Below are 17,055 nucleotides of genomic sequence, written 5' to 3' on the forward strand. Positions count from 1 at the left end.
GGTCCTATGCCTCCAGCTGGTCCGCGACCGCGCGCAGCACCGCAGCGACCTTCTGGCCCTTCGCCTGGTCCGGGTACCGGCCCTTGCGAAGCGACGTCGAGACGCCGTCGAGCATCTTGATGAGGTCCTCGACGATCACCGTCATGTCCTCGGTGGGCTTGCGCAGGCCCTGCGACACGGTGGGAGCCGGGTCGAGCACGGCCACGCTCATCGCGGAGGGACCACGGCGGCCATCCGCCACCGAGTACTCCACACGCGTCCCGGGCTTGGGCGAAGGCGCCCCTGCGGGCAGAGCCGAGGCGTGCAGGAACACCTCGGCTCCTTCATCGCTCGCGATGAAGCCGAACCCCTTGTCGGAGTCGAACCACTTCACTTTGCCGGTGGGCACATCTACCTCGCGAGAGTCTTCAGGGCGCCGCGTATTCGGCGCTCACCCAGTCTAGCGGCCACCGCGGACGCGCTACACGGGCGTGACCTTGCTCACCTGGACAGGATCGCGTTTGGCGACGCGCCGTGCACGGGAGCACACTGGAGGCGTCGCATGATGAACCTTCGACAGCTGAGGTGTCTATGTCCACGACCACGGTCCCGGCCTGGCTCGCTCCCGCCTATGCGCGTGCAGCGGTCGGGGCGGGCGCGACCGCATCGGCGACCCAGCTCGACGCCGCCGCCGATCGCCTCATCGACCGGTGGACCGAACCCGTCCGTCGCTATCACGATCTCGGCCACCTCGTCGATCTGCTCCAGCACGTCGACGAGCTCCAGCAGGAGGCCCACAACCTCCACCTCGTGAAGCTGGCCGCCTGGTACCACGGTGCGGTGTTCGACGCCGCGGAAGGCGCCGCGTACGCCCATCGTGGCGGCGAGGACGAGACCGCGAGCGCCGAGGTCGCGCGAACGGACCTGCGCGCGCTCGGCGTCCCCGACGCCGCGGTGGACACGGTGGCATCGATGGTCGAGGGCCTCGCACGGCACAGCGCTCCCAGCGACAGCGTCGACGCGGCGGTCCTGTCGGACGCGGATCTCGCCATCCTCGCCTCCGACCCTCAGCGCTACCGCAGCTACCTGGAGCGGGTGCGCGAGGAGTACGCCCACATCCCCACGCGCGACTACCTCGAAGCGCGTCGCTCGATCGTCGAGCGCCTGCTTGCTCGGGAGAGGCTGTACACGAGCCCCCTGGGTGCGACGTGGGAGCGTCAGGCGAGGGAGAACCTCACCGCCGAGCGTGCCCGGCTCACCCGCGAGCTGTCGCGCATCGACGAGTTATCCACAGAAACCGAGTGACGGCCCCGGCGCGAGTCGAGCCCGCCTAGCGTCGGGTCCATCGCGGCGCCCGCCGCGTGCGGCGCACGCCGCCCCGCTGCTCGGAAGGAACTCGCTCATGACCCGCTATCACGTCGATGCCGCCGAGGTCGCCTCGGCCTCCTCTCTTGCCGCTCGTTCGAGCGACACGATCCGGACGGAGGTGGCCGCGATGATGGGCCACCTGACCGCCCTCCAGGGCTCCTGGCAGGGGGGCGCCGCGACCGCATTCGCCGGCGTTCTCGACCAGTGGCGCGCAGCGCAGATGCAGGTGGAGCAGGCTCTCGATGCGCTCACCCTCGCCCTGGCGCACGCCGCTCAGGAGTACCAGAGCGCGGAGGACAGCGCCGCGCGCCTCTTCTCCGCCCGCTGAGGCTCCCGTTGGCAGCACGCGCAGCGACGCGCGGCGGCGTACTCTCGGTCGGGTGACCCTGCTGATCGACCCGCCGCTCTGGGACAAGCACGGCACGCAGTGGGGCCATCTGGTCTCCGACCGCTCGCTCGACGAGCTCCATGCCTTCGCGCGCTCTCACGGGCTGCCCGAGCGAGCCTTCGACCGCGACCACTACGACGTGCCCGTCGAACGTCATCCCGAGCTGATCGCCTCCGGCGCCGTGCTGGTCGACGGACGCGAGCTCGTGCGGCGTCTGCGCGCCTCGGGCCTGCGCGTCACCGCCGCGCAGAGGCACGGCCGCCGCTGAGGGGCGGCCGTGTCCCCGAGCCGCGTGACCGGCGGGCTCACCCGAGCGCGACGCCGGGAGCCGCGTCATGACTCCGCCATCGCCGTGAATGCGCGAAGGCCCCCGGGATCGCTCCCGGGGGCCTTCGCGTGTGACGGTGGCGCTGGGCTTAGAAGCCCATGCCGCCCATGTCGCCGCCGCCGGCCGGCATGGCCGGCTCGGGCTCGGGGATGTCCGCCACGACCGCCTCGGTCGTGAGGAACAGGCCCGCGATGGACGCGGCGTTCTGCAGCGCGGAGCGCGTGACCTTGACCGGGTCGTTGACGCCGGCGGCCAGCAGGTCCTCGTAGACGCCGGTCGCGGCGTTCAGGCCGTGTCCGGTGGGCAGGCCCTTGACCTTCTCGACCACGACGCCGCCCTCGAGGCCGGCGTTGACCGCGATCTGGCGCAGCGGCGCGGTGATGGCGAGCTCCACGATGCGTGCACCGGTGGCCTCGTCACCCTCGAGCTGCAGCTCGGCGAGCGCCTTGGTGCCAGCCTGGATGAGAGCGACGCCACCACCGGCGACGATGCCCTCCTCGATGGCGGCCTTCGCGTTGCGAACGGCGTCCTCGATGCGGTGCTTGCGCTCCTTGAGCTCGACCTCGGTGGCCGCGCCCGCCTTGATGACGGCGACGCCGCCAGCGAGCTTGGCGAGGCGCTCCTGGAGCTTCTCGCGGTCGTAGTCCGAGTCCGAGTTCTCGATCTCGGCACGGATCTGGTTGACGCGGCCAGCGACCTGGTCCTCGTCCCCAGCGCCGTCGACGATGGTCGTGTCGTCCTTGGTGACGACGACCTTGCGCGCCTGGCCCAGCAGCTCCAGACCAGCGTTCTCGAGCGACAGGCCCACGGACTCCGAGATGACCTGACCACCGGTCAGCACCGCGATGTCCTGCAGCATCGCCTTGCGGCGGTCGCCAAAGCCCGGGGCCTTGACGGCGACGACCTTGAGGTTGCCGCGCAGCTTGTTGACCACGAGCGCCGCGAGGGCCTCGCCGTCCACGTCCTCGGCGATGATCGTCAGCGGCTTGCCGGCCTGCATGATCTTCTCGAGGATGGGCAGCAGGTCCTTGAGCGACGAGATCTTCGACTCGACGAGCAGGACGTAGGAGTCCTCGAGCACGGCCTCCTGGCGCTCTCCGTCGGTGACGAAGTACGGGTTCAGGTAGCCCTTGTCGAAGCGCATGCCCTCGGTCAGCTCCAGCTCGAGTCCGAACTGGTACGCCTCCTCGACGGTGATGACGCCTTCCTTGCCGACCTTGTCCATCGCCTCGGCGATGAGCTCGCCGATGGCGGGGTCACCGGCGGAGATGCCGGCGGTGGCAGCGATCTGCTCCTTGGTCTCGATCTCCTTGGCGGAGTTGAGGAGCTCAGCGGTGACCGCCTCGACGGCCTTCTCGATGCCCTTCTTGAGGGCGATCGGGTTCGCGCCGGCGGAGACGTTGCGCAGGCCCTCGCGCACGAGCGCCTGGGCGAGCACGGTGGCGGTGGTGGTGCCGTCGCCAGCGACGTCGTCCGTCTTCTTGGCGACCTCCTTGACGAGCTCGGCGCCGATCTTCTCGTACGGCTCGGAGAGCTCGATCTCCTTGGCGATGGACACGCCATCGTTGGTGATGGTGGGTGCGCCCCACTTCTTCTCGAGCACGACGTTGCGGCCCTTGGGGCCGAGGGTGACCTTGACGGCATCGGCGAGGGCGTTCATGCCCCGCTCCATGCCGCGACGGGCCTCCTCATCGAAGGCAATCTGCTTTGCCATGGGTGTCTATTCCTCTTTCGATGGGTGTTGGCTGCGAGCCGCCCGCGACGGACGATGCCGGGGGCGGACGTTCCTTTCACGTCCGCTCCGGTCACCTCGGCTCGACTGGCCGGTGGTTAGCACTCTCGTATTGAGAGTGCTAAGTGCGATTCTGGCACTCTCCCTCGTCGAGTGCAAACCGTGTCGTGCGCTTTTCGCTCGCGGCGCACAGAGGAGGCCGCCACCCGTCTCGGGCGCGGCGGCGCGCGTCAGGAGGGCTCGGAGGCCAGCAGGACTTCGATCTCCGCGCCGCCGGGGGTGTCGCCCATCTCGACGCGGTCGATGCCCAGCTTCTCGCCGATGTCCGCGGCGGTGTCCGCGAGGCGGTCCTCGCCGTAGATCACGACGTTAGCGCCGTCGGGGATCAGCGATCCGCTGATGTTGTTCGCCTCGGTGTTCGTGTAGCCGGAGTCCACCAGGATCTCCTGCTGCTCTCCAGCCAGCCCCTGGATCCCTGCACCATTGCGGATGTGCACCTGGGCGTCGAAGAGGATGGACGGCTCCGGCTCCTCGGTCTCCGTGGGAGTCGGGGTCGGCTCCGGGCTCGGCTCCGCAGAGGGCTCCGCCGACGGCTCGGAAGTCTCGGTCGGCTCCGCGCTGGGCTCCTCGTCCGGAGACACCGTGACGGTGGGAGTGGGCGCCGGCTCGGGCGACGAGTCGCCGCTGTTCCACAGCAGCATCGCGAGCCCGTACGCGACCGCTCCGGCGATGAGGAACGCCAGCAGCGGCGGCAGGATGCGCGTCCACCAGGGCCGCGGCGCGCGGTGGACGCCAACGGGACCGCCGTGCTCGGCGATCTCGTCGAATTCGTCGCGCGGGTAGTCCTGGGCCACGGGCAGAACTCTAGCGAACCGAGGTCACGTCGAACGCGCGACCGGAGCGGCCGCGCTGACGTGCGGAGCGCATGCGGCGCAGTCGCTTGACCAGCATGGGGTCGAACGCGAGTGCGGCCTGCGTGTCGATGAGAGCCCCCAGCACCTGGTAGTACTGCGTGCTCGACAGAGAGAACAGATCGCGGATCGCGTCCTCCTTGGCGCCGGCGTACTTCCACCACTGGCGCTCGAATCGGAGGACCTCGGCGTCGCGATCGGACAGCTCGAAGACGTCCTGCTGCTCATCGATGCGAATGGCTTCGCCCATGGGTTCCCTCCTTGACTCAGGCCTCACCCTACCGCCGAACTACACGCGTGTCATTCGTCCTCGCCGACGCGCCAGCCCGGCCTCCGCATCGGCCGTGGACGGAGGTGGCCTCTGTCCTCCAGCCTCGCGGCCCACGGCACTGCGACGATGCGCTCGCACCCCCTAGGGTGGCGGCATGGCCGATGCGTGGCGGACCCTCGTGGCACCCGACTGGGAGCGTGCGCTGGACCCGCTCGCTCCTGAGCTCGCCAGGCTGGGCGCGTTCCTGCGCGACGAGAACGCGGCCGGGCGAGGCTACCTGCCCGCCGCGGACGCGATCCTGCGGGCCTTCGAGTCGCCCCTGGCGGACGTGCGCGTGCTCATCGTGGGGCAGGACCCCTATCCCACCCCCGGCGATCCCGTGGGGCTGAGCTTCTCCGTGCCGCCGGGCCACCCGCTGCCGCGTTCGCTCAGCAACATGGCGCGCGAGCTGCGCGAGGACACGGGCGAGGAGCTCACCGACGGCGATCTCAGTCACTGGGCCCGGCAGGGAGTGATGCTGCTCAACCGCGTGCTGACGGTCTCGCCCGGACAGCCGGGCTCTCACCGAGGCAAGGGGTGGGAGCAGGTCACCGAGCATGCGATCCGCACCCTCGTGACACGTGGCGGGCCGCTGGTCGCGATCCTGTGGGGCCGGGATGCGCAGTCGCTCATCCCCCTGCTGGGAGAGGTGCCTCACGTCGCGAGCGCGCACCCGAGCCCGCTCAGCGCATCGCGAGGCTTCTTCGGGTCACGGCCGTTCAGCGCCGTGAACCGGTTGCTCGAGGAGCAGGGCGCCGCGCCCATCCGGTGGGGAACTCCGCGCTGATCGCTCGCCGCGCTCACGGGCCGCGCACGCAGCGGCTCGCCGGACGTCGAAGAGCTGACAGCGGGACTCGAACCCGCAACCCCCGTATTACAAGTACGGTGCGCTACCAATTGCGCCATGCCAGCAGACCAGCAGGATACCGAGCGCTGCACCCTTGCCGGAAACGCGTTCGACGCCCCGTCGGATGCCGGCGGGGCGTCGAAGGCGTGAGGTGCTAGAGGCTCTCGAGGTGCGTGCGCAGCGCGCCCGGCTGGAAGTACGGAACCTCGGCCTGCTCGAGGATCTCGCGGTTGACCATGACGGTGGGCGTGCCCTGCATGCCGTCCTGCGACGCGCGCTCGGTCGCGGCGATGACCCACTTGGTGAAGATCCCGTCGTCGAGCGTCTCGGCGATGGTCTCGGGAACGCCGGCGTCGATCGCGATCTGCGCGATCTCCTCGTCCGACAGACCCGTGGTACCCTCCGCAGGCTGGTTCGCGTACATCGCCGCGGTGAACTCGAGGAAGTGCTCGGGTGCGGCGTCCGCCACCGTGGCAGCCGCGTTGGCCGAGCGCGTGGAGAAGTCCGTGCCCTGCGACGTCGCGTCGAGGATGGAGATCGGGTGGTAGTACACCGCGATCTCGCCGCTCTCGCGGAGGGCGTCGATGTCCTCGGCGTTGATCTCCTCGAACTGGCCGCAGATGGGGCACATGAAGTCCTCGTACAGGTCGACGCGCGGGACGTCGGCGGGGACCTCCCCGCCTGCCACGCCGTCGCTGCTCACGGGGATGCCGCCGGTCTCCGCGTCGGAGCCCGCCGGGATCACCGCGTCCTCGGAGTCGAGCGGCGGAACCTGTGACGACTGCACGATGTAGAAGACGATGCCGCCGAACACGACCAGCGCGACCAGGGCGCCGATGACGATGCCGAGCGTGGTGCGGCGCTCCTGTGCCTTCACCGACTTCTGAGCCTGCGCGCGCGCGGCGGCGGCCTTCTGGTTCTTAGGAGCGGTGGAGTTCTTGGCCATGGATCTACTTCCTCGAGTCGGTCAGGGTCGATTCTACTGGGGCGGGGAGCAGCAGCTGATCGACCGAGAACTTGCTGCGGGGCCAGATCGCCAGGTACGTGCCCAGCACGATGAAGCCCACACGTTCCATCAGATGGAGCGGGTAGTTGGTGGTGCCCTCCTCCACCTCGCCGCCTCCGCCGAAGCAGCCACAGTCGATGCTGAGGCCCGTGGCCCACGCCCAGATCACGCCGAACGTGAAGGCGGCCATCATCAGCAGCCACACGATGCTCGCGGCCCGGGTGAACGCGCCGATGAGCAGCACGAGCCCCAGGGCGATCTCGAAGAACGGCAGCACCGTGCCCACGAACGGCACGATGTCCTCGGGCAGCAGGCGGTAGGCGCGCACCGCGCGGATCGACTGCTGGATGTCCTGGAGCTTGGGCACGGCCGCGAAGAACAGGATGCCGGCCATCGCCAGGCGCACCACGAGGCTGAGCCATGGCTGCGCCACGGCGAATCGGTCCTTGAACCCCATGTGTCTCCTCCGAGAGCGCCTCACGGCGCGGTCGCGTTGCCGGGCCAACGTACCGCACCCCGGCTCGGTTCCCGCGTGCTGCGACTGAGAGGAGCCGCGAGCGGCCGGCCGATGCGCGCATGGGCGCTCTCACCGCTCACCGGCGGGCGGGGCTCACTGGGGCAGGTCGGGTGCGGGCCACCACCACGGCTCCGCGAACAGGTAGACGGCGAGCGCCACGACGGCGATGCCGGCGACGGCCACCAGGGTCCAGGCGACGCCCACCCCGCGGGTGGGGGCGAGCGCATCGGCCAGCCGGTGTCCGCCCTCGCGGGTGGTGCTCATCCAGGGGCCCCACCACAGCGTGACCGCGGCGAGCACGCCGCCCACGGCCAGCGCGATCGCGTGGCCCCAGATCTGGCCCGCTTGCGATGCCGGCGCCAGGCGCTCGGTGCTGACGAGCCACCATCCCAGCGCGGCCGCTCCGCCGCCCACCGCGGCGGCGAGAATGGCGGCGGGGATGGTCTCGCCCGCCGCTCGCAGCAGGTGCCACGGGAGGCCCAGGGTGTGGAGCGCCGCATCACCGCGGCGCTGACCGCGGCGCTGGCGAGCCGAGTGCAGCGCCTGCGCTCGCCGCTGCACCGCACGCACCACGATCGCGCCGGCGATCAGCACGAAGAAGGCCACGAAGGGCGCCAGCGCGGCGGCGACCGCGAAGGCCGTCATCCATGTCGCCACCATGAGGCGGTGGCGCGGTGCTCGCTCGATGGGCACCTCGGTGGATGCGGGCTCCTCGTCCTCCGTCATCAGGATCGGCTCGCCCGTGATGGGGGGAGACGGCGCCGATGCGGGCGTGCCCGTGCTGGTCTGGTCAGCGTCCGCACGTGCGTCGTCCGCGCGCGTGTAGAACGTGTCCGTGGCGGCATCCGTCGGGGGCGCCTCGGCAGTCATGACGGCCGTCGCCGCGATGCCGGGCGCGACCACCGTCGGGGCGACCTCCCCGGAGCGCGGCAGCACCGTGGTGTCGCCGCGCAGCGCGGCGACCACGTCGCGCGGGAGCGGTCGGGCGCCGATGTCGCGCCCCAGCGCGGCCCGCAGCGCATCGGCCCCAGGCACATCGGGAAGCTCGACATCGGCCTCCAAGGTGCGCGAGATCGCTCCGGTGCCGGAGCCGAACGGCGCCCTGCCCGTCATCGTGTAGGCCACCGTCGCCGCCCAGGACCAGCGATCCGCGATGGGTCCGGGCTCGGCGCCATCGATCACCTCGGGCGCGACGTAGCCGGCGGTGCCCGACACCAGGCCGTCACGCGTGAGGCGCGCGTCCTGCTCGCGATGCGACAGGCCGAAGTCGATCAGGACCGGGCCGTCGGGACTCATCATGATGTTGGACGGCGTGACGTCGCGGTGCACCACCCCGGCGTCATGCACGGCCTCCAGCGCGGAGGCGGTGCGGGCGGCGAACTCGCCGAGCGCGCCTCCTGCGAGCGGGCCCCGGTCCTGGACGTGCTGCCACAGGCTCACGCCGGGGATGTACTCGAACACCACGAAGGTCTCGTCGCCGTCGAGCTCGGCGTCCAGGATGCGCGGCACCGCGGGGTGGCGCAGGGACTGCAGGGCGTGCACCTCGCGCTCGAGACGGCGGGCGGCGACCTCGTCGGCGCGGGCGTCGACGAGCTTCAGCGCCGCCTCGTCACCACCGCCGTCGCGAACCTTGTACACCGCGCCCGAACCACCGCGTCCCAAGGTTCCGACGACGGTGTAGCCGCCGATCTCGTCGCCTGGTTCGCGCGCCACTCCTGCCATGGCCATCACGGTACCGTGACCGGGCTTGGAGGCGCGTCTGCGGTATGGCAAGATGAGGACACTCGCCGCGCAGATGCGGCGGGAAGTGTCACTGTGGACACCACATCGGCACTCTTCACCACGGATCGTCTGGCACGTACCTGCCAGTGAAGGGAACCATCATGGCAACAGTCACGTATGACAACGCCACTCGCATCTACCCGGGCACGGAGCGCCCTGCGGTGGACAACCTCAACATCGACATCGCGGACGGCGAGTTCCTCGTCCTCGTCGGACCCTCCGGTTGCGGAAAGTCCACGTCGCTGCGCATGCTCGCTGGCCTCGAGGACATCGACCAGGGAGCCATCTGGGTGGGAGACCGCGACGTCACCCACGTCCAGCCCAAGGACCGCGACATCGCCATGGTGTTCCAGTCCTACGCGCTCTACCCCCACATGTCCGTCGCGGACAACATGGGCTTCGCGCTCAAGATCGCCAAGGTCGACAAGGCGGAGATCCGCCAGCGCGTCGAGGCCGCCGCGAAGATCCTGGACCTCACCGAGTACCTGGACCGCAAGCCCAAGGCCCTCTCCGGTGGTCAGCGTCAGCGTGTGGCCATGGGCCGCGCGATCGTCCGTCAGCCGCAGGTGTTCCTCATGGACGAGCCGCTGTCGAACCTCGACGCCAAGCTCCGCGTCCAGACCCGTACGCAGATCGCGGCGCTCCAGCGTCGCCTCGGCACCACCACCGTCTACGTGACGCACGACCAGGTCGAGGCGCTCACCATGGGTGACCGCATCGCGGTGCTCAAGGACGGCGTGCTGCAGCAGGTGGGCACCCCCCGCGACATGTACGACGCCCCGGCGAATGTGTTCGTCGCCGGCTTCATCGGCTCGCCCGCGATGAACATCGGCACCTACCAGGTGCACGACGGTCAGGCGCAGGTGGGTCGCGGCAAGGTCAAGCTCGACCGCGAGGCCGTCGCTCACCTCAAGGCCGAGGACAAGAACCACGTCGTGCTGGGCTTCCGCCCCGAGTCGCTCGACCGCGTGGCCCCCAACTCCGAGGGCGCGATCCCGATCGCGGTCGACGTGGTCGAGGAGCTGGGCTCGGACGCCTTCGTCTACGGCGAGGTTCCCAACGAGTTCGGTGAGGCGCAGGACCTGCACTTCAGCGCCGGCGACTCGCAGATGATCGTGCGCATCGACCCCCGCGACGTCCCCAAGAAGGGCGACACCGTGTGGGTCACGATCCGCGAGGGCGAGCAGCACGTCTTCTCCGCCGCGACGGGCGAGCGCCTGTCGTCGGAGGTCAAGACCGAGGGCTCCCCGGTCAAGTAAGTCCGTCGAGAAGGCGCGGTCCCGGTTCGCCGGGGCCGCGCCTTTTCGCTTGTCCTCCCCGCCCTGCCGTGTCGCGAGAGGCAGGCACGAGTGTCGTCGCCTCCCTCTCGAGGCGGCGACGACGGCTCCACCTTCCGGGACTGGCAGAGCGCACAGATAGTCTGGCGGAATGCCGTTGCACATCACTGGAGCCGCCGACGCCGCACTGATCGAGCTTCCCTGGGACATCCCGCTCAGCGCGTGGCCCGAGGAGCACATCGCAGCCCTGCCCCGCGGACTGTCGCGACATGTGGTGCGGTTCGTCCGCCACGGCGATGCCGTGCTCGCCGTCAAGGAGACCAATCCGGAGATCGCGCACAAGGAGTTCTCGATGCTGCGCGAGCTGGTGCGGCTCGAGGCGCCGTGCGTGCACCCGGTCGCCGTGGTGACGGGACGCACCACCCGCTCGGGCGAGGAGCTGTCCGCGGCCCTCATCACCGAGCACCTCGCGTACTCGCTGCCCTACCGAGCGATCTTCAGCTCCACGCTGCGCAAGGGCACGCTCAAGCGTCTGGTGGGCGCGCTGTCGGTGCTCATGGTGCGCCTGCACCTGCTGGGCTTCTACTGGGGCGACGTGTCGCTGTCGAACGCGCTCTTCCGACGCGACGCCTCCGAGTTCTCGGCCTATCTGGTGGACGCGGAGACCGGGGACCTGCACGCCGCTCTCACAGACGGGCAGCGCGAGTACGACCTCGAGATCGCGATGACCAACATCACCGGCGAGCTGCTCGACCTGCAGGGCTCCGAGGACCTCGACGAGTCCGTGGACCCGTTCGACTTCAGCGAGCGGCTCGAGAAGCGCTACCGCGAGCTGTGGGCCGCGCTCACCGAGACGTCGGTCCACACGTCCAACATCCGCATGCGCGTGGCCGAGCGGGTGCGCCGGCTCAACGACCTGGGCTTCGACCTGGACGAGATCGACATGGAGGAGACCGGGGACGGCACCGCGATCGCGATCCGCCCCAAGGTGGTGGATGCGGGCTTCCATCAGCGCCGGCTGCTGCGCCTGACCGGCGTCGACGTCCAGGAGAATCAGGCCAGGCGCCTGCTCAACGACATGGACGAGTACTGGGCCTGGCACCACCCGAACGCGGACGAGCACTACGCGGCGCACCAGTGGCTGACCACGATGTTCGAGCCCACGATCAGGGCCGTGCCGCGCCAGCTGCGCGGCAAGCTCGAGCCCGCGCAGGTGTATCACGAGGTCCTGGATCACCGTTGGTACCTGGCCGAGTCCGCGGGCCACGATGTGTCGATGCCGGTCGCGACGGCGAGCTACGTCAAGAACGTGCTTCCCGGCAAGGCGGACGAGCACGCGGTCCTGGGCCTATCCCTCGCGGAAATGACCGCCGAGCTGCCGGCCCTGAGCGCGGAGCACGGGGACGCGTACGAGCCCCGCGACCCCCACGCCAACGACAACACCCATGGCTGGGGAGGCGTGCCGGAGCCGGAGGCCTCGGAGCCGCCGCAGGTGCAGCGCTCGTCCACCAAGATCCCCGTGACCCATCGACCCGCGGTGCCGGGACGCGACACGGCCGATGCGGGGGACGGCGGCGCGACGGCGCCTCCGACGGCGCCGACCGTCAGCTAGCGGCGGTCACCGCGCGGCGGATGTCTCCAGCGCGCGTCGCGCCTCGTACAGGGCGATCGACGCGGCCACCGACGCATTGAGGCTCTCGGTGTCGCTCGAGATCGGGATGGACGCGATCTGGTCGCACGCCTCGCGCACCAGGCGTGACAGTCCGGCACCCTCGGCGCCGGCGACGATCACGAGCGGACCGTCGAGCAGATGCGAGTCTCCGATCGCGACCTCTCCCCCGGCATCAAGTCCCACCACGAAGCAGCCGGCCTTCTTGTACGCCTCGATCTGGCGGGTGAGGTTGGTGGCCCGCGCGACGGGAAGCCGCGAGGCCGCACCGGCAGAGACCTTCCACGCGGCGACGGTCACGCCGGCCGCGCGCCGCTCGGGGATCACGATGCCGGTCGCGCCGAACGCCGCCGCTGAGCGCATCACCGCACCCAGGTTGCGCGGGTCCTGGATGCCGTCGAGGGCGACGATGCGCACGGGCGCGGCGCCGTCCAGCAGGTCGTCGGCATTCGCGTACCGATACGGGGGAACCTCGAGCGCGACGCCCTGGTGAGGGCTGCCGCCTGCCAGGGCGTCCAGCGAGGCCTTGGTCACCTCGCGCACCTCGAGGCCCTGCTCGACGGCGAGCGAGACGATCTCCGTGATGCGGTCGTCAGCGTCGATGCGGTTGAACACGTGCAGCGCGTTCGCCGGCATCGCCATGCGCAGCGCCTCGAGCACGCTGTTGCGGCCGATCACCAGGTCGGTGGTGGTCGCGGTGCGGTCCCGCGGCGTGGTCCGCCCGGCCTTCTGGGGACGCTTGGCCGCGTCCGCCTCGGCACGCCTCTTCGCCTTGTACGCCTTGTGGTTGGGGCGGTCCTCGGCGCGGGGCGTGGGGCCCTTGCCCTCCAGCGCCTTGCGACCGTGCCCGCCGGTGCCGACGGATGCGCCCTTCTTCGAGCCCGAGTTGCGTGTCGCGCCGCGGCGCTTCGAGTTTCCAGCCATGCGCTCAGGGTAGTCGTGCGGCACGGTGAGGCGCGCATCGGCCGTTCGCGGACCACCTGCCCCGTCGACAGTTCGAACCAACCCGGGTGCCGACACCCCGAACCCCGCGGCCGCACAGGTGGCAGCGCCCGCGTGTCGCCTCGCGAGTGGTTCGAACTGTCGGTGCGGACAGACGATGCGGCGGCTGGCCGAGCGGGAGCGCCTCAGTCGTCGGCGGCGAGGGACCAGCGCGCGCCGTCGGCGGCGTCCTCGATCACGATGCCGGCGGCGGCGAGGCGGTCGCGGATCTCGTCCGCCGTGCCCCAGTCCTTCGCGGCACGGGCGGCGGCACGGGCCTCGATGTCCGCCTTCACCAGCGAGTCGAGCGCCGTCATCGCAGCACCGGACCCGGAGTCCGCGTCCGCCCACTCGTCGGATGCGGGGTCGAGGCCCAGGGTGTCGAGCATGGCCCGCACGGACACGAGCGCGGTCGCGACGGACTCCGCATCGCCCGCCGTGAGCGCGGCGTTGCCGGCCCGCACGGTCTCGTGGACGTGCGCCAGTGCACGCGGCACGCCCAGGTCGTCCTCCATCGCCTCGACGAACGGCACCGGCAGCTCGGTGGCACGCACGCTCGCGATGTCGACCGCGCCCACCTTCTCCGTCGCGCGCGTCACGAAGCCGGCCAGCCGCGCCCACGTCGCAGCCGCGTCCTCCATGGTCTGGTCCGAGTACTCGAGCATCGAGCGGTAGTGCACCTGCGCGAGAGCGAGGCGCAGGGCAGGCGCGGGGTAGCGCGACAGCACCTCGGTCACCAGCAGCCCGTTGCCCAGGGACTTGGACATCTTCGCGCCGGACTGCGTGACCCACGCGGAGTGCAGCCAGAGCCGGGCGAACGGATCGCCGGCGGCGCGGGACTGCGCCTGCTCGTTCTCGTGATGAGGGAAGCGCAGGTCGAGGCCGCCGCCGTGGATGTCGAACTCGCGGCCCAGGTAGCGCCGCGCCATCGCCGAGCACTCGATGTGCCAGCCCGGACGGCCGCGGCCCCAGGGCGAGTCCCATGCGGCCGTCTCCGGCTCGCCGTCCTTGGTGGCCTTCCACAGCGCGAAGTCGCGCGGGTCGCGCTTGACCTCTGCGGGAGCGTCCGGCGCCGGGGTGAGGTCCTCCAGGGCCTGGCGCGTCAGCGACCCGTACTCCGGGAACGACCGCACGTCGAAGTACACCGAGCCCTCGACCTCGTACGCGTGGCCGGACTCCACGAGCGCGGACACGAGTGCGACGATCTCCGGGATGTGTCCCGTGGCACGCGGCTCGGCGGCAGGCTGGCGCACGCCCACGGCGGCATAGGCCGCCTGGAACTCGCGCTCGAACCGCAGCGCCCACTGCCACCACGGCACGCCGGCATCGGCCGCCTTCGCGAGCGTCTTGTCGTCGATGTCGGTGACGTTGCGCACCATCGTGACCTCATGGCCGGTGCGCTCGAGCCAGCGGTGCAGCACGTCGAACGCGACGGCGCTGCGCAGGTGACCCACGTGGGGACTGCCCTGCACGGTGGGACCGCACAGGTAGATGCCCACCTTCCCGGGCTCGAGCGGCGTGAAGTCGCGCTCGGTGCGGGTGGCGGTGTCGAACAGGCTCAGAGTCACGCGTGTCAGGCTACCGGTCGGATGCAGGGAAGACGAGTGCGGTGGCGATGGCCGCGACGCCCTCGCCGCGCCCCGTCAGGCCCAGCCCGTCCGTGGTGGTCGCGCTGACGCTCACGGGCGCCCCTGCGGCCTCGGACAGTGCAGCCTCGGCCTGCGCACGCCGCGGCGCGAGCTTGGGACGGTTGCCCAGGACCTGCACGGCCACGTTGCCGATCTCGAACCCGGCCTCGCGCACCAGGCGGGCGGTCTCGGCCAGCAGGGCGGCGCCGCTGGCTCCAGCCCACTCGGTCCGGTCCACGCCAAAGTTCGACCCCAGGTCGCCCAGCGCTGCTGCGCTCAGGAGGGCGTCGCAGGCCGCGTGCGCGGCGACGTCTCCGTCCGAATGCCCGGACAGCGGCAGCTCGCCCGGCCAGGTCAGGCCGGCCAGCGCCAGGTCGCCGTCGCTGGGCTCGCCGAACGCGTGGACGTCCACGCCGATGCCGGTGCGGGGGGTCATGCGTCCTCCTTGAGCGAGGCGATGTGCAGGGCCAGGGGCAGGTCCGCTGGGAGGGTCACCTTGAAGCCCCACTCGTGCCCGTCCACGGCGACGATGCGGTAGCCCAGCTCGCGCGCCAGGGTCGCATCGTCCGTCGCGCCTGCGCGCCCTCGAGCGTGCGCGTCGAGAGCCACCCGGGCGCGGAACGTCTGGGGGGTCTGCACGGTGCGGAAGGCGTCGCGATCGACGGGCTCGCCCAGGGTGCCGTCCGGCGCGGGCGCCGCGACGAGCGTGTCGACCACGGGAAGCACGGGGATGGCGCCATCCGCTCCGGACTCGACGGCGGCGACGGTGGCACGCATCGTCTCGACGGGCTGGAACGCGCGGGCGGCGTCGTGGATCAGGACGATGTCGTGATCCGCGAGATCGAGCGCGGCCAGGCCCAGCGCGACGGACTGCTGACGCGCCTGCCCTCCGGCGACCACGGTCGCGCGGCCATCCACCGCCTCGCGGAAGGCGTCGAGGTGAGCGGCCGGGGCGGTGACGACCACCGCATCGGCCGTCTCACAGACGCCGTCGAGGGCCCACGCGACGAGCGCGCGGCCCTCGATCGGAAGCAGCGCCTTGGGCACATCGGCCCCGAGGCGGGTTCCGGAGCCGGCGGCCGTGACGACCGCCGCGACGGTCACGAGGCGAGGACCTCGTCCAGCCGTGCCTCGGCGGTGGGCTCGTCGCACTTCTCGGCCAGCGCGAGCTCGCTCACGAGGATCTGGCGAGCCTTGTGGAGCATGCGCTTCTCGCCCGCCGACAGACCCTTGTCGGTGTCGCGGCGGGACAGGTCGCGCACCACCTCGGCGACGCGGATCACGTCACCGGAGGCGAGCTTCTCGACGTTAGCCTTGTAGCGACGCGACCAGTTGGTGGGCTCCTCGATGTAGGGCTCGCGCAGGACGCCGAACACCTTCTCGAGGCCGGCCTCGTCCACGACGTCGCGGACTCCCACGAGGTCGACGTTCTCTGCCGGGACCTCGATGGTGAGGTCTCCCTGCGCCACCTTGAGCTTGAGGTAGGTCTTCTCCTCGCCCTTGATGGTGCGCTTCTTGATGTCCTGGATCTTCGCCGCACCGTGGTGCGGGTAGACGACGGTCTCGCCGACGACGAAATTCATGATGGAGGTGAGCCCCTTCTTCGCGGAGTGCCATTCTACCACCGCGATCGGACCCCTTAACAGGGCGGCCGTTTCTTGTCCAGCACCGACGCGCCGGTGGAGCCCACGTGCCTGGCACCAGTATCCTTGACGCAGTTCGCCCTTCGAAAGGAAACCGTCGCCGTGAAGTCCCCCGTCGCCGCAGGTGCCGCCGTCGCCCTCGCCGCTGTCGCTCTGGCCGGCTGCTCCTACGTGAACCCCATCACGACGCAGGAGAACTACGCCGCATCCGACGGCACGCAGCTGCAGATCGGTGAGGTCGAGGCGCTGAACCTGATCGTGGTCTCGCCTGGCGCGGGCGAGCCGGGAACGCTCATCGGCACGCTCCACAACAGTGCGGACGAGGACATCGACGTGCAGGTGACGTTCGACGGCGAGACGGCCACCACGGTGACCGTTCCCGCTGGCATGAACCAGCAGATGGGGCCCGGCGACGACGCGACGGAGGTGCCGGGAACCACGGAGGTGCTCCCCGGCCTCCTCACCGAGGTCACGTTCACCTCGCAGGTGGACGGGACCTTCACGGTCGCCGTGCCCGTCATGGATGGCACCCTGGCCGAGTACGAGGACGTCCTCGAGGAGATCGGCTGACGCTGCGGGCGTTCGGTCTCGTGGCGGCTGCAGACGCCACTGACCTGCACCTCACCACACGGCTGTGACTCCTGGGGCACACGGGTGACACGTGCCGTCCCTTCCGCCGCTCCATCCCC

General features: G+C 70.7%; 19 protein-coding genes and 1 tRNA gene. 7 read left to right on the forward strand and 13 right to left on the reverse strand.

Features of this window, described 5'->3' with window-relative positions; all coding sequences use genetic code 11:
- Positions 1–4 precede the first annotated feature (4 nt).
- Entirely contained in the window at positions 5–388 is a 384-nt protein-coding gene (locus tag Dac01nite_RS02245; RefSeq protein WP_203653139.1) for a cold-shock protein, read from the reverse strand.
- Positions 389–570: 182 nt separating this feature from the next.
- Here Dac01nite_RS02245 and Dac01nite_RS02250 point away from each other — a divergent pair, with 182 nt between their 5' ends.
- From Dac01nite_RS02250 to Dac01nite_RS02260, 3 genes are all read left to right on the forward strand, one after another.
- Entirely contained in the window at positions 571–1,284 is a 714-nt protein-coding gene (locus tag Dac01nite_RS02250) for an HD domain-containing protein (RefSeq protein ID WP_203653140.1), read from the forward strand.
- A gap of 97 nt (positions 1,285–1,381) precedes the next feature.
- Entirely contained in the window at positions 1,382–1,675 is a 294-nt protein-coding gene (locus tag Dac01nite_RS02255; protein WP_203653141.1) for a WXG100 family type VII secretion target, read from the forward strand.
- A 52-nt stretch (positions 1,676–1,727) separates the two neighbouring features.
- Entirely contained in the window at positions 1,728–2,003 is a 276-nt protein-coding gene (locus tag Dac01nite_RS02260; protein WP_203653142.1) for a DUF4031 domain-containing protein, read from the forward strand.
- 148 nt (positions 2,004–2,151) lie between these two features.
- On the opposite strand, the gene groL is transcribed toward Dac01nite_RS02260, so the two are convergent.
- The 3 genes from groL to Dac01nite_RS02275 form a co-directional block, all read right to left on the reverse strand.
- Positions 2,152–3,777, reverse strand: coding sequence for a chaperonin GroEL (gene groL, locus Dac01nite_RS02265; RefSeq protein ID WP_203653143.1), 1,626 nt, complete (start codon positions 3,775–3,777; stop codon positions 2,152–2,154).
- Between the two features lie 248 nt (positions 3,778–4,025).
- On the reverse strand, positions 4,026–4,649 hold the full coding sequence (locus Dac01nite_RS02270; protein WP_203653144.1) for a LytR C-terminal domain-containing protein: 624 nt from the start codon (positions 4,647–4,649) through the stop codon (positions 4,026–4,028).
- Between the two features lie 10 nt (positions 4,650–4,659).
- Positions 4,660–4,956, reverse strand: a complete 297-nt coding sequence (locus Dac01nite_RS02275; protein WP_203653145.1) for a DUF3263 domain-containing protein — start codon at positions 4,954–4,956, stop codon at positions 4,660–4,662.
- 175 nt (positions 4,957–5,131) lie between these two features.
- Between Dac01nite_RS02275 and Dac01nite_RS02280 the strand changes: the two genes are divergently transcribed.
- Positions 5,132–5,803, forward strand: coding sequence for a uracil-DNA glycosylase (locus tag Dac01nite_RS02280; RefSeq protein ID WP_203653146.1), 672 nt, complete (start codon positions 5,132–5,134; stop codon positions 5,801–5,803).
- 52 nt (positions 5,804–5,855) lie between these two features.
- Here the strand turns inward: Dac01nite_RS02280 and Dac01nite_RS02285 are convergent.
- The 4 genes from Dac01nite_RS02285 to Dac01nite_RS02300 form a co-directional block, all read right to left on the reverse strand.
- A tRNA-Thr gene (locus Dac01nite_RS02285) sits at positions 5,856–5,928 on the reverse strand.
- An 89-nt stretch (positions 5,929–6,017) separates the two neighbouring features.
- Complete coding sequence (locus Dac01nite_RS02290; RefSeq protein WP_203653147.1) at positions 6,018–6,809, reverse strand: DsbA family protein; 792 nt, start codon at positions 6,807–6,809, stop codon at positions 6,018–6,020.
- A 4-nt stretch (positions 6,810–6,813) separates the two neighbouring features.
- On the reverse strand, positions 6,814–7,326 hold the full coding sequence (locus tag Dac01nite_RS02295) for a MauE/DoxX family redox-associated membrane protein (protein WP_203653148.1): 513 nt from the start codon (positions 7,324–7,326) through the stop codon (positions 6,814–6,816).
- A gap of 153 nt (positions 7,327–7,479) precedes the next feature.
- Complete coding sequence (locus Dac01nite_RS02300) at positions 7,480–9,108, reverse strand: serine/threonine-protein kinase (protein WP_203653149.1); 1,629 nt, start codon at positions 9,106–9,108, stop codon at positions 7,480–7,482.
- A gap of 161 nt (positions 9,109–9,269) precedes the next feature.
- Between Dac01nite_RS02300 and Dac01nite_RS02305 the strand changes: the two genes are divergently transcribed.
- Positions 9,270–10,427 carry an ABC transporter ATP-binding protein gene (locus Dac01nite_RS02305; RefSeq protein ID WP_203653150.1) on the forward strand — a complete coding sequence of 386 codons (1,158 nt, stop codon included), beginning with the start codon at positions 9,270–9,272 and terminating at the stop codon, positions 10,425–10,427.
- A gap of 169 nt (positions 10,428–10,596) precedes the next feature.
- Complete coding sequence (locus Dac01nite_RS02310; RefSeq protein WP_203653151.1) at positions 10,597–12,057, forward strand: DUF4032 domain-containing protein; 1,461 nt, start codon at positions 10,597–10,599, stop codon at positions 12,055–12,057.
- 6 nt (positions 12,058–12,063) lie between these two features.
- Here the strand turns inward: Dac01nite_RS02310 and rlmB are convergent, their stop codons facing one another.
- The 5 genes from rlmB to Dac01nite_RS02335 form a co-directional block, all read right to left on the reverse strand.
- Positions 12,064–13,038: a 23S rRNA (guanosine(2251)-2'-O)-methyltransferase RlmB gene (gene rlmB / locus Dac01nite_RS02315; protein WP_203653152.1), complete on the reverse strand. Its 975-nt coding sequence runs from the start codon at positions 13,036–13,038 to the stop codon at positions 12,064–12,066.
- Between the two features lie 203 nt (positions 13,039–13,241).
- Positions 13,242–14,663 carry a cysteine--tRNA ligase gene (gene cysS / locus Dac01nite_RS02320; RefSeq protein ID WP_203653153.1) on the reverse strand — a complete coding sequence of 474 codons (1,422 nt, stop codon included), beginning with the start codon at positions 14,661–14,663 and terminating at the stop codon, positions 13,242–13,244.
- 10 nt (positions 14,664–14,673) lie between these two features.
- On the reverse strand, positions 14,674–15,159 hold the full coding sequence (ispF, locus tag Dac01nite_RS02325; RefSeq protein ID WP_203653154.1) for a 2-C-methyl-D-erythritol 2,4-cyclodiphosphate synthase: 486 nt from the start codon (positions 15,157–15,159) through the stop codon (positions 14,674–14,676).
- Positions 15,156–15,827, reverse strand: a complete 672-nt coding sequence (ispD, locus tag Dac01nite_RS02330; RefSeq protein WP_239066463.1) for a 2-C-methyl-D-erythritol 4-phosphate cytidylyltransferase — start codon at positions 15,825–15,827, stop codon at positions 15,156–15,158. Before ispD ends, ispF begins: the two co-directional genes overlap by 4 nt.
- Positions 15,824–16,306: a CarD family transcriptional regulator gene (locus Dac01nite_RS02335; protein ID WP_203653156.1), complete on the reverse strand. Its 483-nt coding sequence runs from the start codon at positions 16,304–16,306 to the stop codon at positions 15,824–15,826. Before Dac01nite_RS02335 ends, ispD begins: the two co-directional genes overlap by 4 nt.
- A 162-nt stretch (positions 16,307–16,468) precedes the next feature.
- Between Dac01nite_RS02335 and Dac01nite_RS02340 the strand changes: the two genes are divergently transcribed.
- Positions 16,469–16,936 (forward strand): hypothetical protein, encoded by a 468-nt coding sequence (locus Dac01nite_RS02340; protein ID WP_203653157.1) that lies wholly within the window; start codon positions 16,469–16,471, stop codon positions 16,934–16,936.
- The last annotated feature ends 119 nt before the right edge of the window (positions 16,937–17,055 follow it).

Origin of the sequence: Demequina activiva (genome assembly GCF_016862815.1) — a bacterium.
Taxonomy (GTDB): domain Bacteria; phylum Actinomycetota; class Actinomycetes; order Actinomycetales; family Demequinaceae; genus Demequina; species Demequina activiva.

What these genes read in the sequence shown, in the direction of transcription:
- Dac01nite_RS02295 (WP_203653148.1), bottom strand. Translation starts at nt 7,326, where the DNA reads ATGGGGTTCAAGGACCGATTCGCCGTGGCGCAGCCATGGCTCAGCCTC.
- Dac01nite_RS02275 (WP_203653145.1), bottom strand. Translation starts at nt 4,956, where the DNA reads ATGGGCGAAGCCATTCGCATCGATGAGCAGCAGGACGTCTTCGAGCTG.
- Dac01nite_RS02290 (WP_203653147.1), bottom strand. Translation starts at nt 6,809, where the DNA reads ATGGCCAAGAACTCCACCGCTCCTAAGAACCAGAAGGCCGCCGCCGCG.
- Dac01nite_RS02255 (WP_203653141.1), top strand. Translation starts at nt 1,382, where the DNA reads ATGACCCGCTATCACGTCGATGCCGCCGAGGTCGCCTCGGCCTCCTCT.
- Dac01nite_RS02305 (WP_203653150.1), top strand. Translation starts at nt 9,270, where the DNA reads ATGGCAACAGTCACGTATGACAACGCCACTCGCATCTACCCGGGCACG.
- Dac01nite_RS02300 (WP_203653149.1), bottom strand. Translation starts at nt 9,108, where the DNA reads ATGGCAGGAGTGGCGCGCGAACCAGGCGACGAGATCGGCGGCTACACC.
- Dac01nite_RS02250 (WP_203653140.1), top strand. Translation starts at nt 571, where the DNA reads ATGTCCACGACCACGGTCCCGGCCTGGCTCGCTCCCGCCTATGCGCGT.
- groL (WP_203653143.1), bottom strand. Translation starts at nt 3,777, where the DNA reads ATGGCAAAGCAGATTGCCTTCGATGAGGAGGCCCGTCGCGGCATGGAG.
- rlmB (WP_203653152.1), bottom strand. Translation starts at nt 13,038, where the DNA reads ATGGCTGGAAACTCGAAGCGCCGCGGCGCGACACGCAACTCGGGCTCG.
- Dac01nite_RS02280 (WP_203653146.1), top strand. Translation starts at nt 5,132, where the DNA reads ATGGCCGATGCGTGGCGGACCCTCGTGGCACCCGACTGGGAGCGTGCG.
- Dac01nite_RS02335 (WP_203653156.1), bottom strand. Translation starts at nt 16,306, where the DNA reads ATGAATTTCGTCGTCGGCGAGACCGTCGTCTACCCGCACCACGGTGCG.
- Dac01nite_RS02310 (WP_203653151.1), top strand. Translation starts at nt 10,597, where the DNA reads ATGCCGTTGCACATCACTGGAGCCGCCGACGCCGCACTGATCGAGCTT.
- ispF (WP_203653154.1), bottom strand. Translation starts at nt 15,159, where the DNA reads ATGACCCCCCGCACCGGCATCGGCGTGGACGTCCACGCGTTCGGCGAG.